This is a genomic window from Acididesulfobacillus acetoxydans, assembly GCF_902729405.1.
GTDB classification, from domain to species: domain Bacteria; phylum Bacillota; class Desulfitobacteriia; order Desulfitobacteriales; family Desulfitobacteriaceae; genus Acididesulfobacillus; species Acididesulfobacillus acetoxydans.
In genome coordinates, this window is record NZ_LR746496.1 from 1,643,897 (window position 1) to 1,659,903 (window position 16,007).

Consider the following 16,007-nt stretch of genomic DNA (forward strand, 5'->3'; position numbering starts at 1 on the left):
CTTTAATATTCAATAAACGAGAGATTATGTTCTCTTTGTCCTGGGAATTAATTCCGGTCTTCGGATCAGTGATCTCCTTCGTCTTCAACAAACGGACGTTCAAAATGAGAAGGGCAAGATGAAGGACCGGATCGAGATCCGCGAAAAAAAGACCGGCAAAGTCAAGAACTTTCCGATCAGTGATACGGCAGCCAAGGCACTCAAAGAGTACCTGCCCGGTATCCCCACCATGACCCCTCTCTTTCCCAGCCGGAAAGGTTCCCTTCCCATCACCCGTCAGCAAGCCTATCACATCTTGAACGAAGCGGCACAAATGGTGGGGATCAAGGAGCGAATAGGGACGCATACCCTTAGAAAAACGTTCGGGTATCAGGCGTACCAAGCCGGATATTCGCTTGATCGCTTACAGAAAATTTTCAACCACTCTTCTTCCAGGATCACTTTAGCCTATATTGGTATGACACAAGATGACACCGATGAGATTTATTTGAATTTAAACTTATAAACAGAGGAGCGACAGGAAAAAGCGCGGGCCGTGGAGAAACTTTCGTGGAGAAAATGAGAAGAAAATGCAGGAAGGGGAAGTGCGAGTATGCCAACACCCCGTCAACCCCAAGAATGGCGGTACTGCCCCGTTTGCGGAACACTCTTCCGAACGGCGCTGGGGTCGAGAAAAACATACTGCTCGGAGAAATGAAGTAAAAAGTCCCCACTCTGGGAGGGGAATGAAGGAGATTGGAAAACACGAAGGTAGGGTGTTAACGATCACTTTAATCTGGACCAGAATCACGTTTTCAGTCACATTAAATTGGACCCAAATTTCCCTCCTTACGTCGAAAGGAATTCAACTTGGCATGTCGAATAATTAGTCTTAATGAAGAGTACAAAGAACTTGGTCTAGTTGCCCTAGGGGCAACGCGGTGCTGACGGACGGACTGACAACTTTGTCAGTCCAGTTTAATTTGCTTATGTCAGCCCAGAATAAAGAGATTGCTAACAAGTAACAGTCTTAACCGAAATACAATCCACTGTGTTGGCATATCTAAATTTGTTAAGGATCATCAAGCCATGTTCTTGACTCATTTGGAGGAAATGGAATCTTGGAGAGAGTAATTTAGCATATGGGCGTTAGCAGGGACACTATCCGGAATTGGATTAAGAAAAACGTTGTTCCCCGCCGCAAGCAGTTCAAGCTCAAGAATTCGGAAGTTGACGCTTTGGTCGACAGCGGTAAGCGCGCCGAGATTGAGTAGTAAACTACTGAACAGAGGGTAAAGCTATGCAAATGCCAGAGATGCTCGACAACGTGAGCAGAACCGTCAAAGACGATTTGGCGGTAACAATAGCGAAAGGTGACAAGTTGTCTGTGGCGGCGGCGTGTTTCTCCATATATGCCTACCAAGCCCTTAAAAAGCAGCTTGACGGGATTGCTGAGTTGCGCTTTATTTTCACCTCGCCGACATTCCTTCAAGAGAAGGCTCCTAAGGCTAAGCGGGAGTTCTACATACCCCGACTCAACCGTGAACGCTCGCTCTATGGCACGGAATTCGAGGTGAAGTTACGCAACGAACTGACCCAGAAAGCCATCGCCCGCGAGTGCGCCGATTGGATTCGAAGCAAGGTGCAATTTCGGTCCAACCTGACAGGTGGCAACATCAGCGGTCTTATGAATGTGGTCGGTGTGAAAACCACAACCTATATGCCGCTCAACGGTTTTACCACCTCGGACATGGGCTGCGAGCGTGGCAACAACATCATCAATCCGGTCAACAAACTCTTTGCCCCTCTTTCGGGCGAGTATGTCCATATGTTCGACCAGATTTGGAACAACAAGAGCCTGATGCAGGACGTGACCGAGCAGGTCATCGACGGAATCACCGTCGCCTACAATGAAAACGCGCCGGAGTTCATCTACTTCGTGGCAATATATAACATCTTCAACGAGTTTTTGGAGGACATCTCCGAGGACGTTCTGCCAAACGAGGCGACAGGCTTTAAGGAAACAAAAATATGGAACAAGCTGTACGATTTCCAAAAGGATGCAACCCTTGCAATTATAAATAAACTGGAAAAGTTCAACGGATGCATACTTGCTGACAGTGTTGGTCTTGGAAAAACATTTACTGCGCTTTCGGTTATCAAGTACTACGAACTCCGCAACCGTATGGTGCTTGTACTGTGCCCGAAGAAGCTGGGTGACAACTGGTACACCTTTAAGGAGAACTACCTGAACAATCCGATTGCGGCTGACCGCCTACGGTATGACGTGCTTTACCATACGGATTTATCAAGAGAGCATGGGTTCTCAGACGGCATCGACCTTTCGAAGCTGAACTGGGGTAACTACGACCTTGTGGTTATCGACGAAAGCCATAATTTCCGAAATGGCGGCGACTATTCGGGGCGCGGGGATGATAAGCGTGAAAACCGCTACCTTCAACTGCTGAATAAGGTCATCCGCAAGGGAGTGAAGACAAAAGTCCTTATGCTTTCGGCGACGCCTGTGAACAACAGCTTTTCCGACCTGCGCCATCAGCTTGAACTTGCCTACGAGGGGAACCCCACGCTGATAAACGACAAACTTGATACCACGAAGCCGATTGACTTAATCTTCCGTAATGCCCAGACCGCTTTCAATCGGTGGAGCAAACTCGACCCTGAAGAGCGCACGACCGAGAATCTGCTGCGCTTCCTTGACTTTGATTTCTTTACGATGCTTGACAGCGTGACGATTGCTCGTTCGCGTAAGCACATTGAAAAATACTACAACACGGCTGAAATAGGCAAATTCCCCGAAAGAATGAAGCCTATCCCGCTGCGTCCGAGGTTGACTGACCTCGAATCGGCGATTGACTACGACGAGATTTACGACCAGTTAATGAAGCTCAACCTTGCCATCTACATCCCGACCGACTTTCTGCTTGAAAGCCGACGGGCGAAGTATGTTGACCCAAGTAAAAACATTGACCGTGCCGGGCGCGAAATCGGTATCCGTCGACTGATGTGTATCAACCTCCTGAAACGGCTCGAAAGTTCGGTCTACTCCTTCCGCATTACACTTGGCCGTGTAAGGACTTTGATCAACAGTACCATTGCCGACATCGACGATTATATTAGCGGGACGCAGCGAATTATTAACACGCAGGAGTTCTCTGAGGACGATTTCGACGGTGACGATCGCAATACCGACTTCTTCGAAAGCGCAGGCAAGAAACTCGATATCGATCTTGCCGATATGGACTATATCTCGTGGCGGCACGAACTTGCCGAGGACTCTGAAATCCTCGAATTGTTAACGATTCTGATTGAGGACGTCACGCCCGACCACGACACCAAACTGCAAACGCTGTTACAGCTTATCGTTGATAAGATTCAGCACCCGTTCAATCCGGGCAATAAAAAGATTCTGCTCTTTTCAGCGTTCTCGGACACGGTAGACTATCTCTATAAAGAAGTCGCACCGTTCATTAAGCAAAAGTTCGGACTTGATACCGCGATGATAACCGGCACGACCGACGGCAGGACGACCGTCAAGCTAAAACACGCAGATATGAATACAATTCTGACGCTTTTCTCACCATTGTCCAAGGACAAGGAGCTATTGATCCCGGGCAATCCCGCCGAAATCGACATTCTAATAGCAACGGACTGTATTTCGGAAGGGCAGAATCTGCAGGACTGCGATTACTGCGTCAACTACGACATCCATTGGAATCCTGTCCGCATCATACAGCGGTTTGGGCGAATTGACCGTATCGGAAGCCGCAATGATAAGATTCAGCTTGTGAACTTCTGGCCTAACATCGACCTTGACAAGTATCTCGAACTGAAAGGACGCGTGGAAACCCGTATGAAGGCTTCCATTGTGACCTCCACGGGAGATGATAATCCCATCGACCCGGAAGAGCAAGGTGATCTCGAATATCGCAAGGCGCAGCTTGAAAAGCTTCAGAATGAGGTCGTGGATATCGAGGAAATGCAGTCCGGCGTTTCGATTATGGATTTGGGGTTAAACGAGTTCCGGCTTGATCTGCTTGATTATATCAAGCACCACGGCGAACTGGACAGAACCCCGTTCGGGCTTCACACAGTGGTAGCAGGCAACGGTGACTCGCCCCAGGGCACCATATTCATATTAAAGAACCGCAACGCCGAGATAAACGCCCACAACCAGAACCAGTTGCACCCGTTTTATATGGTCTACGTCCGCGACGACTCAGTGATCCATATAGATCACCTACAGCCCAAGAAACTGCTCGACTTGCTTCGACAGCTCTGCAAGGGCAAAGATAAACCCGAAGTGGAACTGTGTAGGCTGTTCAACGCCGAAACGAAGGACGGCAGGAATATGCGGCACTACTCTGACCTGCTTTACTTTGCTGTGAAGTCTATTGTGGATTTGAATGAGGACGATTCGATCGACAGTTTCCTTTCAGGCAAGCAAATATCTCTAGCCGCAAACACGATTGACGGATTAGACGATTTCGAACTGGTCTGCTTCGTGGCTGTAAAGTGAGGTGGTTCATATGTTAGGCTTGCCAAAGGCGACCGAGCTTTCAAAACCTCTTTCCAAGAAGGCGATATTTGATAAATTTAAGCCGTCGCTGACTGACCGCAAGCTGTTTGACGATCAGATAAGCCGCCTTTCGATTGTCGCGGAAATCTCGCCGCAGACAGTGGCGATTAAGGCAAGCGCGGACGTTTCGGCTGTGTACGTTGTTCTGGTCACGCTTAAGACCGCAGAGTGTGACCAGAAGAACATTACACTCTTGTCGAAGCTGATTGACCAACGTATGCTGTTCGTGCTTCAATTCGGTGATACGACGCGGCTCGCCGTTTACCGCGCCGAAAAGGTTCTTGTTTCCGAAAGCAAGCCACTTGGCGGATGGAAACTTTCGTTAATTGGACTTGACCTCGAAGCGATATGGGAGAATGTCATCGCGCAGATTGGCGGCATTGACCTGACCGGCGGTGCAGACCTTGATGCGACCATAGCTGAGAATAACCGCCAAGAGAAGTTACACAAGCAAATAGCCGCCCTTGAAAAGAAAGCAATGACCGAACGCCAACCCCGCAGGAAGTGGGAACTTGCCGAGAAGATTAGACGATTGAAGATAGAATTAGGAGGAACATCGAATGAATAATCCAGAAAAACTTGCAATGCGCACACCATCTCTCGCAGATGAGAAATTCGCAGCCCTCGCAAACTTGTTCCCGAACGCCGTCACCGAGACCATAGACGAGAACGGTTCGGTCGTCCGTGCCATCGACAAGGACGTGTTGGCGCAGGAAATCAATGCTCACGTTGTGGAAGGACGAGAGGAACGCTATCAGTTCACGTGGCCGGACAAGCGAAAGAGCATACTGCTCGCTAACACACCGATTGCCGCCGCTTTGCGCCCATGTCGTGAGGAAAGCGTTGACTTCGACACAACTGAGAATCTTTATATAGAAGGCGACAACCTCGATGTACTCAAGTTGCTCCGTGAAACGTACCTTAACCGCGTAAAAATGATATATATCGATCCGCCGTATAACACATCAAACGATTTCGTCTACAATGATGATTTTTCAGAGGATACAGACTCGTTTTTAAGTCGTGATGGGCAATTCGACGAGCAGGGCAACAGGCTTGTAAGGAACCTTGACAGTAACGGACGCTTTCACACGGATTGGTTGAATATGATATATCCAAGACTTCGTGTGGCAAGAGATTTACTTACTGATGACGGTGTTATTTTTATCAGTATTGGTGACGAAGAAGCCAGCAACTTAATTAAAGTTTGTAATGAGGTGTTCGGAGAAGCAAACTTCAGAAATCAGATTGTTGTTCGGCGAGGAGCCAAATCGGTTCAGGCTCAATTTGATACTTGGGACAAACTTGGTCAGGGCCTAGAATATATTCTTCTTTACACTAAAAACCCAACATACAGGTTTCCAAAGCAAATGAAGATGTTAGATGAAGCAAAGCAAGGGGGGTGGAATAATCATTGGCGCGGTACAGATAGACCAACGATGCGATATCCTCTGTTTGGAATTACTCCTCCGAGTGGCCAATGGCGTTGGGGTAAAGAAAGAAGCGATAAAGCAATTGAGAATTATCAGCGAATGTTGAATGAAACACATAAAACACAAGAAACTATAATGGACAATGAGATAGACAAATGGTATATTTCGCAAAAAGACGGAACCCTAGATTTATTGCGACTCTCAAGAAATGGAAAACCAGAACACTATATTGCTCCGACGAACGAGACACTACTCAATAGCTCTTGGGTTGATTTATTGATTGGTAGTTCTTCGGAAATCACGAAATTATTCGACACAGCGGTTTTTGATACGGCAAAACTCACAGCAGTTATCAAGAGAATGTTGGGTTTTGTAGATAAGGATTCAATTATTCTTGACTTCTTTTCCGGCTCAGCAACGACTGCCCACGCAGTGATGCAACTTAACGCTGAAGATGGAGGAAAGCGCAAATTTATCATGGTACAGCTTCCGGAAATTTGTGCAGAAAATAGTGAAGCGGTTAAAGTTGGTTATAAAACGATATGTGAAATCGGAAAGGAACGGATACGTCGCGCCGGAGCGAAAATTAAAGATAGCAACCAAGGCCCGCAAGTTGACACCGGTTTTCGCGTCCTCAAACTCGACAGCAGTAACATGAAAGAAGTATACTATGCACCTGACGAGTTTCTAACAACGGCGCAGAAGCAGCAGAGTCTTTTCGGCTTTATGGATAATATCAAGGAAGACCGTTCCGATGAAGATTTACTCTTCCAAGTGATGCTTGACCTTGGCATTCCGCTCTCGGGGAAAATCACGCAAAATAGCGATGTGTTCTCGGTCAACGACAACTACCTGATTGCCTGCTTCAAGCAAGTCGATACCGCCCTTATTACGGAAATTGCCAAGAAGAAGCCGTACTATGCCGTGTTTCGCGACAGTAGCTTCGTAAACGACAGTGCGATGGTCAATTTCGAGCAGGTGTTTGCCACCTACAGCCCGAACACGATAAGGAGAGTGCTGTAAATGAAATTTCAATTTAAGATACAGCCTTTCCAAACCGAAGCCGCCGAAAGTGTTGTGCGTGTGTTCGCAGGTCAGCCGAATGTCGGGAAGTCCAAGTACCGCCGTGACATTGGTAGCGAGAGACGACTAAGCGAATCCGAAAGAGCGGGGCGTAGGGGCTTCATTCTCATCTCCTACGCCGCCTTATCCGATGAGGAAAAGCGGCTTGTCGAGGAGGATTACGAAACCGCTTACCGCAACGAAAACGTGCAACTCTCAAAAGAGCAGCTGTTAAAAAATATACATGCAGTTCAGACGGCGAATAATATTAAGTACTCCACTGACATTGCCGCTGGGCTTGGTGCGGTGTCGCTTGACGTGGAGATGGAAACCGGCACCGGCAAGACTTATGTCTATATTAAGACTATGTTCGAGCTCCATAAGGCATACGGCTGGAGCAAGTTCATCGTAGTCGTGCCGAGCATCGCCATCCGCGAGGGAGTCAAAAAGTCCTTTGAAATGTTGGAAGACCACTTCATGCAGATTTACGGACTGAAAGCACGCCATTTCATCTACAACTCCTCGAATCTGCACCAGCTTGATGAGTTCACACAGAACAGCGGCATCAATGTAATGATTATCAACACCCAGGCTTTCAACACCACAATGAATGAGGACAAGAACACCGAGGGCCGGAGCGGCAACGAGGCAGCGAGGATAATCTACACCAAGCGCGACGAGTTCGGCAGTCGCCGGCCGATCGACGTTATCAAGGCGAACCGTCCGATCATCATTCTCGACGAGCCGCAGAAGATGGGCGGAATGGCGACACAAAACGCTCTCAAAAAGAACTTCGCACCACTGTTCTCTCTAAACTACTCGGCAACACACAAGACGAGCCACAATCTTGTTTACGTCCTTGACGCGCTGGACGCATTCAAGAAGAAGCTGGTTAAAAAAATAGAGGTCAAGGGCTTTGAACTGAAGAATCTCGGCGGCACGAACCGCTATATGTATCTTGCCGCCATTGTGGTAGATAAAAGGAAGCCGCCTCGTGCCCGGTTGGAGTTTGAAGTCAGCCGTGCGACGGGTTCACCGAAACGTGAAACGCATCTACTCGAAGTGGGCGACAGCCTTTATACCGCTTCAAAGGGATTAGAGGAATACAAAGGAATCTCTATTGCCGATATTGACCCGATACGGGCGACGGTCACGTTCTCGAATGGCGATAGCCTGGCAGCAGGTGAAGCAAGCGGAAACGTCAACGAGGATGATATTCGCCGTATTCAAATCCGTGAGACGATTAATTCCCATTTTGACAAAGAGGAGACATTATTTGAGCAAGGCATCAAGTGCCTGTCACTTTTCTTCATTGATGAGGTAGCGAAGTATCGCCAATACGGTGACGACGGCGAGGAGATACTCGGTCAATACGGACGCATTTTTGAGGAGGAATACACTGCCGCACTGAACGAACGACTGACGCTTTTTCCAACGGCGTATCAAGCCTATCTGCGTGGTATTGAGACCAATGATACGCATCGTGGCTATTTTTCCATAGACAAGAAAGGCCATGTCATAAACAGCAAGGTTAAGCGTGGCTCCGAGGAGTCCGATGACATTTCCGCTTATGACCTTATCCTTAAAAACAAGGAGAGGTTGCTGTCTTTTGAAGAGCCAACACGGTTTATCTTCTCTCACTCCGCTTTGCGCGAAGGATGGGATAACCCTAACGTGTTCCAGATATGCACCTTGAAACACTCTGACAACGCCACGGCAAAGAGGCAGGAAGTCGGCCGCGGTTTGCGACTGTGCGTGAATAGCCTTGGAGAGCGACAGGACTTAGAGGCTTGCGGCGAAACCCTTGTTCATAACGTGAATATGCTCACCGTCGTCGCAAGTGAAAGTTATGCGGGGTTTGTTGCCGATTTGCAGAGCGAGATTAAGTCCGACCTATACGAGCGCCCAACAAAGGCAAGTGTGGAGTACTTCTCCGGCAGGACGGTATACCTGAGCGACGAGCAAACACATACGTTTACAGTTGCAGAAGCAACCGCAGTCTACAACTATCTCGTCCGCAATGCTTATGTTGATGATAACGGCGGAGTAACAGATACCTACAGAGCCGCAGCCGAAGCAGGCAGCTTCGCGCCGATGAAGCCTGAACTTGCGCCACTTGCCGAGAGCGTTCACAAACTGGTACAGGCTATCTTCGATCCAAGCATCCTCAAAGATATGGCGGGCAATGGCCACGACACGAAGGTTAAGGACAACCCGCTGAACGAGAACTGGAAGGACTTCAAGGAACTCTGGGAGCGCATTAACAAGAAGTACGCCTACACCGTGGAATTCGACGGTGATGAACTCATCAACAAGTCAATTGCCGTAATTAACGCAGAATTGAAAGTCGCCCGCTTGTCGTACACCCTCACCAAAGGGTCGCAGGAAGGTACGGACTTTAATGTGGAGCGCACTGAAACAAAAAAGCTCGACCGGGCGCACGGCGGTCTTGCAACCTATGATATTATCGGCAAAATTTCGGATGGCACGAGCCTCACGCGTAGGACAGTTACAGCTATCCTTGACGGCATGGCAAAAGAAAAACTCTGGTTGTTCCGTGAGAACCCAGAAGAGTTTATTGCCAAGGTAGTCGTTATCATTAACAAGCAAAAAGCCTCGGTGGTCGTTGAGCACATTACCTACGCCCCAAGCGCAGAGGAACCTTACACGCAAGATATTTTTAATATGAGCCGCGCCTCAGACGAGTATTATAAGGCATTCAAGGCAAAACATGCCATTCAGGACTATGTTTTTACGGACGGTTCTGCAACCAACAGCGTAGAGCGTCGTTTTGCCGAGGACGTGGACGTTGCCGACGAAGTAATCGTCTACGCCAAGTTGCCGCGGGGACCGCGCGGTTTCTATATCCCGACACCTGTGGGTAATTACTCCCCGGACTGGGCAATTTCGTTCAAAAAAGGTGCAGTGAAGCATATCTTCTTCATCGCTGAAACAAAGGGCACGATGGACAGCCTTGAACTCCGTCCGATTGAACAGGCGAAGATCTCTTGCGCAAAGAAGCTGTTCAACGAGATTTCTACAACCGGCGTGAAGTACCACGACGTAGACAGTTACCAGAGCCTGCTCACGGTGATGGAGACGCTTTAGAAAAAACGATTTTGCACTCAGGAGGGCTGAGCAATGGATTTTGACAAACAAAAAATTGGCGATAAAAACTCCATCGCACACTGTTAGCATCCGGACAACCTCGTGCACAGGTTACTGCACATTGCGGGGTTGCGGCATAGGTTTCACTTATTTGTCTGCGAGAGGTGTTATAATTGATGCATGCAGAAGACTCGCCGCTTGCGGGGGACTGGCCCCCGTGAGGAATGGTGCGAAGGTCCCAGATGTTCCTGGGATATTGGCAGGAATGTGGGGGAGAATGTCGAAAAGCTGAACAGGCGGACTGGGTTAACGTAGTGCGGAGGGTTTTACTCCGCTTTGAAAGATAACGATCTGGTTAGCGGTTTTCCATCATCTTGTTCCGCTTGCCAGTATTGGCGAGAAGTATGTGGTTGACCCGATAAAGGATTTGAGGCCAGTCTGCCCAAATTGCCATGCGATAATTCACCGTCGGGATCCGCCACTATCGCCGGATGAACTCAGGGACATAACAAAATCGCTCAAGGAGGTACACCCCAATGAAGAATTGCGAAATGAAGCTGAACGGTAACCTATTGACAATAACGGTTGATATCTCAAAGGAATTTGGCCTGTCGTCTTCGGGGAAGAGCATCATTATTGCCTCGACCGAAGGCAATGTGTCAATACCCGAGAAGGAGGAGATAAAGATCGGTCTGAATGTCTACAGGAAGCCTTAGAATGGACTTATACGCTCTTGGCATCCTATGGTCCATCGGGAGCCCAATCGAGGACAGATATCCATATTTCATGCTTCGCCACCATGACCGGTATTTCCTCGACGTGGTTCATGAAGCCCTTAATGTTTCAACCAGCGTTTTTGCGGGAGAAGCCAGAACCGGCTCACAATATAAACTCAAGATATTTAAATTTGATCTAAGGCAATTGATTCAATACGGTTGGCAGTCTCGCATCAGCGATCAGCGAAAGTACCCCGATATTTCGGAACATGCCGATTTTATCCGCGCCTATTTTGAGTTGCATAGCACCATTGATACTCTTACTGTCCGAAAACGTGGTAAAGAACGAAGGTCTCCCCGTTTGAGAATCTACGGCAACCGATATTTTCTTGACCAGCTAACAGAGGTGTTGAATTCACAGGCTGAGATATCTCCTAAGCGTGTCCAAAGGGCGACCAAGTATTCGAAGTTCAGCGGAATTCTGTACTATCAAAGTCGCCGGGAGTTAGAGAAATTGCTTGATTATCTTTATCCTCCGGATGCCTGGTATTTCCATCGGGGATATTATGAACAGTTTAGAGCTGCACTTCACAGATAAGTGGGAACGGTCCCAAAGTATGACATGGGTGACTAATCGCCCGCCCATTCCCAGATTGGGGAAGGACGTACCATCTTAACAAAGAGGAACTGGTGAGGCTAAAGTTTGGAAAAATATCTAGCGAATTGGTTGGGCAAACCGTGGTGGACCGGAATCTCTGGTGTAGCAGGACTAATAGCTATGACAACAAGTATTTTGTTCGGGGCTTCCTGTTTTGCAACTAACACAACTGGATCGCTGAGTTTATTTTCATAGGCGCTTTTCTAGGAATTCTGCCAGCCTTATCACGTGACGCTGAACATTGGGAAGATCTTTTGAATACCCCTGAGATAGAGGCCGGAAGAGTATGACGAGATTTTTTTTGCAAAGCGTGTCTAAACATCAGAATATGGCATTAGGGTGATGAATTCAATGGTGGAAAATAGTAATGATTGGAAACTAGGATATGTGCTTGCAAATCTAAAAATTAAAGAACCAGTTGAATCCAACTCGGGTGCTATAGCACTGGTGCCCTTTAATGACCGACGGCTCACGGGGATTCAGACAGCTTCAAATGGAGCCAAAAAACTTTTAAATGGATTTCATGACATGTATGGGAAACCAACCTGTCCATCCGCTATAATCTATTATGAAAGTGCTCCCGAAGGCGTAAAATCCATACCTGCCATGGTAGACTTTCGTAATTGTGTGGCTATGTCTTACATTTTACCTGGATGGGGTCAGATGGACTTTGCACAGATAAGTAGTCCATCTAATCCTTTGTGGTCGGACTTTTTCGACTTTTATCCTGCGTTAGTTGACTCGCGCGATGCTATTTCTTCTATAAATCCGGCACAAGAGATTTTTGGTGGGAAAAATGCGCCTTTCGAAGGAATGTCATCTCCATATGTAACGCAACCCCCTGGGGAATTTATCGTCGATACAAACCTGCTTAGCTTACTTATTTCCAAATGGGAACAGCGCTATGTAAGTCCGGGAACTGATAAGTGGGATGGACGGAAACTTTTTCGTTCTTTGGAAATGGCTTATCGAGTACTTTCACTCCCAGTAAAGAATGAAGGCAGCATACATGACTTTGGTTCTTCAATAGCTCTTTGGGTAAGTGCCTTTGAAATCCTTGCTCACCCTGAAGATGGGAAAGTAGACAAAACCGTTGTATTTGAACTCTTGCGTAAGGCACCGTCGTGGTATTATGAAGAGTTACTCGACAAGCGTTTTGAAGTCCAGACACGTAAAGGGAAATTGTCCGCTACATTAGTGGAGCGACTTTATGATGATTTATATAACGCCAGAAATGCGTTCCTTCATGGCAATACCATTGACGTGGATGTTTGGCGATATAAAGGCAAGACAATTCAAATTGCTTTAGAAAATCTCGCACCAGTTCTATATCGTACGGCCTTAATGTCCTATCTGGGAGGGCCCCTACCTACCTCAGAAACAGATGACGACATAATTCGAGCCTACTGCGATCAAATTTACGAAGATTTTCTAATGCAAGTTTTGGATGTTCAGTGAACATGTAGAAGTTAACCGGGCCGGACTTAGTCCGACCCAGTGAGAATTTAACGGGTTCCTATGGAGGGGACAGTAGTAATATGGGCTTCTCTCCACCCCACAACAGAAAATCCCTGCTACTCGCAGTAGCCCTGGCCGTTCTCACCCTTCTTGACGGCGCGCTAACGCTCTGGGGGCTTCGTCTTGGCGCAATCGAGGAGGCCAATCCCTTGATGCGATGGTTGATCGACCAAAACGCCGTCGCGTTCATGGCGGTCAAGCTGGCACTGCCGGTCCTCCTGGGGGTCCTGCTGTGGCGGATAGGAAACAGGCCGCACGCATTGGTTTCTCGGCTGCTGGTTATTGCGGTGTTGGCATATGGCGTGGTTCTAGTGACTCATGCCCAGTGGATTCTGCGCGGGGGATAATGGAACACCGGGGAAGGAATCTAGGAAACTTATGGACAGCGTCGGTCAATTATTGGCACGACTACGTGGGGACAAGGGCCTCTCCCAGGCAGAACTGGCTAAACTGGTCGGGACAACCGCGAATCACATCTGCGATCTGGAGTGCGGGAAGCCGGGCAGTATTGCACTTTCCGCGAAGCTGGCAGTGGTGCTCGACGTGCCTCTGGAAAAAGTGTACAAGAAAGAGAAGGGGAGGCAACCGCAAAATGAAAAAACAAACGCTGATTGAGATCAACGACTGCGTGGAAACCGACCTGAGCCATGATCAGTGGCTCGACGACTTCATCGACTGGCTGGAGTCACGTGGTGAGTATTTTGGCGGAGGGACGAAGGACGTGACGAGCGAAGAGGTAACATACGAAGAGAATGAGTAACCGTATATACCTGTTCTCCTCAAAAAGAGGAGATCCCGAAACCACAACGGGAAGCCAAGATCGGCACTTGGGTGAACAATTTCTGGGCTTGCGGCGGGTTACGATTCTACCACCCCGGCTAGCTAGCATAGCACTAGCACCGTTGGGCACAGTGCGGAGAAAGGCATCTTGTCTGGACCGAGTTAAGCAGGAACTCCTGGTGGGTACGTATAATGGGTGTTATACTTCTTTTGGAGATGATTAAATGAAGTTTTACGCAGAAAAGGATTTAGCGTTATGCGGGCTGGCCTGCGTTTTATGCAGCCACGAGGATTGCTCCGGCTGTAAGGAAAGAGGCTGTAAGGAAGGGAGCAACTGCTCCGTCTATCAATGCGCCACAGGCAAAGGGTTTGACGGCTGCTATCAGTGCGATGAATTTCCCTGTGAGGAGAAAATGCTTCAAGGCATTCGGAACAGAGCGTTTAACCGGTATGCGAAAGAACATGGCAAGCAGGCACTTCTTGACCGATTGCGCGACAACTTTGAACAAGGTATCAAATACCATAAGCTAGACAGTTTAAAGGGTGATTATGATATGATAGATACCGAAAATCAAGTTATACAGCTTATTCAATTTGGTAAAAGAAATCCATATGTGCGATAATGCAGCGACATGTCCATGGAGTCACGGCTGAGGCTCTGGTTAACCCCAGAGCAAGGCTTGACATGGGGGCGGCGGATGCTACCTATAGTGCTACAAGATGTCAAGACAATTTTTTTAGATTTTTAAGGGGTGAAAAAATTCACATTATCTTTGCCTGCCCCAACTAGGATCTATATTCCGTTATTCCAAATATGGATTAATATAACAGATACTTTGATTGGATGAGGACGTAGCCCAAGCAGGAGCGTTGACTTATCCACACGTTGATAAATGCTAGTTTTCTATTATCCACAGTTGCAGGCTTGGGAGTCAGATGTTCTTCGTTATTCCTGTGTGGATAGCAGCTTGACCTCTTGGTTATACACAGCTACCGGCGTATGCTTTTGCAGGGACTGATGCGGCAGATAGCGATTATGCAAGTGGATGTAGCGTTCCACCCCCTGCCTGGTCTCCCGTGGACTTGTATAGTCATTGATATAGACCTCATTGTACTTGAGACTACGCCAGAAGCGCTCAATGACGATATTGTCCTTGGCACGGCCTTTGCCATCCATGCTGATGCGAACGTCATGTTCCTTCAGCAAATCGATATACTGTGGACTTGTAAAATGGCTGCCTTGGTCGCTGTTGATAATTTCAGGCTTACGCCGCGCTAGTGCTCGCTTCATCGTCTCCAGCACAAATCCAATCTCCAGACTTTGATCGAGCTGCCAATCGACAATGAAACGGGAGTACCAATCCATGATAGCGTACAGATACATCCAGCCATGTGTCATGCGGATGTAGGTGATATCCACAGACCACACTTGATCGGGCTTTGTGATTTGCAGCTTCCGGAGCAGGTAAGGATAGATCCGATGTTGGAGATCCCGTTTGCTCAGGTTCGGCCCGGGAAAGACAGCCATGATAGCCATTTCACGCATGTAGCGACGTACGGTATTCTCGTGGATTCCATCTCCTTCCCGATTCATGATGGCAGCGATTCTCCGGTAGCCCAGGAACGTATGCTGCGTATAGAGTTCATCAATCCGGTGCTTACGGCGAATCTCCTCCGGAGAGGGAGGGACCGGCTTGTAGTACAGGCTGGAGCGATTCAGGCTAAGCAGCTCGGCTTGAACGCTGAGCGCGTGTTCGGGGCAATCCCATTCCAGCAGGTCGATACGTTCATCGCGTGACAGGTTAGAGGCCAGATTTTTTTTTGAGCCACGACAATTGACTGGTGAGCTGTCCAATTTCGGCGTAGAGTTCGTGAATCGTTTTTTCGTAATCATTCTTCATTTTCGTGATGCCTTTCCGATCATCGACGAACAATTGCGGGAGATTCTGAACAGCTTCCGATTTCCACCTATTAAGGACATTCGTGTGAACGCCATGCTCAGATGCGAGCTGCGAGACCGACTTTTCTTCCTTCAAAATTTCCAGCACAATTCGTGTCTTTTCTTCCGGCGTAAACTTTCTTCTGATGGTCGTCATACAACTAACTTACTCCTCTTTTTCTGTCTTGTTTCTATGTAGCATTATAACCCTAATGTA

Annotated in this window: 13 protein-coding genes and 1 pseudogene; 13 read left to right on the forward strand and 1 reads right to left on the reverse strand. The window is 48.0% G+C overall.

From position 1 onward, the window contains the following. Positions 1-31: 31 nt before the first annotated feature. The 13 genes and pseudogenes from MNU25_RS07280 to MNU25_RS07335 all read left to right on the forward strand — a co-directional run. A pseudogene (locus MNU25_RS07280) lies at positions 32-505 on the forward strand (tyrosine-type recombinase/integrase); the annotation flags it as partial. 616 nt (positions 506-1,121) lie between these two features. After that, positions 1,122-1,253 carry a hypothetical protein gene (locus tag MNU25_RS20110; protein ID WP_261486671.1) on the forward strand — a complete coding sequence of 44 codons (132 nt, stop codon included), beginning with the start codon at positions 1,122-1,124 and terminating at the stop codon, positions 1,251-1,253. Positions 1,254-1,279: 26 nt separating this feature from the next. Then, on the forward strand, positions 1,280-4,516 hold the full coding sequence (locus tag MNU25_RS07285) for a helicase-related protein (RefSeq protein WP_240984452.1): 3,237 nt from the start codon (positions 1,280-1,282) through the stop codon (positions 4,514-4,516). A gap of 10 nt (positions 4,517-4,526) precedes the next feature. Continuing rightward, positions 4,527-5,144: a DUF4391 domain-containing protein gene (locus MNU25_RS07290; RefSeq protein WP_240984453.1), complete on the forward strand. Its 618-nt coding sequence runs from the start codon at positions 4,527-4,529 to the stop codon at positions 5,142-5,144. Then, the gene (locus MNU25_RS07295) at positions 5,137-7,032 is read left to right on the forward strand and encodes a site-specific DNA-methyltransferase (RefSeq protein WP_240984454.1); all 1,896 of its coding nucleotides are present in this window, start codon (positions 5,137-5,139) and stop codon (positions 7,030-7,032) included. The genes MNU25_RS07290 and MNU25_RS07295 overlap by 8 nt, the downstream gene beginning before the upstream one ends. Continuing rightward, positions 7,033-10,179: a type III restriction-modification system endonuclease gene (locus MNU25_RS07300; RefSeq protein WP_240984455.1), complete on the forward strand. Its 3,147-nt coding sequence runs from the start codon at positions 7,033-7,035 to the stop codon at positions 10,177-10,179. It begins immediately after the preceding gene. 536 nt (positions 10,180-10,715) lie between these two features. Then, positions 10,716-10,895, forward strand: a complete 180-nt coding sequence (locus MNU25_RS07305) for a hypothetical protein (RefSeq protein WP_240984456.1) — start codon at positions 10,716-10,718, stop codon at positions 10,893-10,895. Between the two features lies 1 nt (position 10,896). Continuing rightward, positions 10,897-11,493, forward strand: coding sequence for a hypothetical protein (locus MNU25_RS07310; RefSeq protein ID WP_240984457.1), 597 nt, complete (start codon positions 10,897-10,899; stop codon positions 11,491-11,493). A gap of 411 nt (positions 11,494-11,904) precedes the next feature. Further along, positions 11,905-13,011: a hypothetical protein gene (locus tag MNU25_RS07315; protein ID WP_240984458.1), complete on the forward strand. Its 1,107-nt coding sequence runs from the start codon at positions 11,905-11,907 to the stop codon at positions 13,009-13,011. Positions 13,012-13,091: 80 nt separating this feature from the next. Next, positions 13,092-13,418, forward strand: coding sequence for a DUF5658 family protein (locus MNU25_RS07320; RefSeq protein ID WP_240984459.1), 327 nt, complete (start codon positions 13,092-13,094; stop codon positions 13,416-13,418). 31 nt (positions 13,419-13,449) lie between these two features. Further along, the gene (locus tag MNU25_RS07325) at positions 13,450-13,686 is read left to right on the forward strand and encodes a helix-turn-helix transcriptional regulator (protein WP_240984460.1); all 237 of its coding nucleotides are present in this window, start codon (positions 13,450-13,452) and stop codon (positions 13,684-13,686) included. Further along, a complete protein-coding gene (locus MNU25_RS07330) occupies positions 13,664-13,831 on the forward strand; it encodes a hypothetical protein (protein WP_240984461.1) in 168 nt (55 codons plus the stop codon). The genes MNU25_RS07325 and MNU25_RS07330 overlap by 23 nt, the downstream gene beginning before the upstream one ends. 244 nt (positions 13,832-14,075) lie before the next feature. Next, positions 14,076-14,474: a DUF3795 domain-containing protein gene (locus tag MNU25_RS07335; RefSeq protein WP_240984462.1), complete on the forward strand. Its 399-nt coding sequence runs from the start codon at positions 14,076-14,078 to the stop codon at positions 14,472-14,474. A gap of 323 nt (positions 14,475-14,797) precedes the next feature. Here MNU25_RS07335 and MNU25_RS07340 read toward each other — a convergent pair. Further along, positions 14,798-15,947 (reverse strand): IS3 family transposase gene (locus MNU25_RS07340; protein WP_372503589.1). Its coding sequence is split into 2 segments (ribosomal slippage): positions 14,798-15,674 and positions 15,673-15,947, totalling 1,152 coding nucleotides; the frame shifts between segments, so codons are not numbered across the junction. Between the last annotated feature and the right edge of the window lie 60 nt (positions 15,948-16,007).